The organism is Staphylococcus sp. HMSC62B09 (assembly GCF_001839115.1).
Taxonomy (GTDB): domain Bacteria; phylum Bacillota; class Bacilli; order Staphylococcales; family Staphylococcaceae; genus Staphylococcus; species Staphylococcus haemolyticus.
This window is the reverse complement of sequence record NZ_KV840139.1, coordinates 1-394: the sequence shown is the minus strand read 5'-3', so window position 1 is coordinate 394 and position 394 is coordinate 1. Positions and strand designations below refer to the sequence as shown.

At 26.1% G+C, this 394-nt stretch carries 1 protein-coding gene; it reads left to right on the top strand.

Translation table 11 applies throughout. From position 1 onward, the window contains the following. Positions 1-146: LPXTG cell wall anchor domain-containing protein (locus HMPREF3265_RS13115; RefSeq protein ID WP_083327734.1), on the top strand; the 146-nt coding region annotated here is incomplete at its 5' end. Positions 147-394 lie beyond the last annotated feature (248 nt).

Below are 394 nucleotides of genomic sequence, written 5' to 3'. Positions count from 1 at the left end.
CAGATAAACCAAATAATAAAGAGTTACCAGATACTGGTAATGATGCTCAAAATAATGCCACATTATTTGGTTCATTATTCGCTGCGCTTGGAGGATTATTCTTAGTTGGCAGACGTCGTAAAAACAAAAATAATGAAGAAAAATAATATTTAAACTTCATAATTTTGGGTAAAATTTAAAACCAGGCCTTACATGGCCTGGTTTTATTTTAAATACTATGATATAAATTAATGGAAATAGGACAAATATATAAAAATAAGGAGGAAACAATGGAATTTGAACATAAATTAGAGAAATTAATATCTGAAGTAAATAATAAGACTGAAATTAATAATTATGTTTTTTTAAGTTTAGGTAAGTCAAGTGTTAAAGCACAGGTTAAGTTATTAAAAAA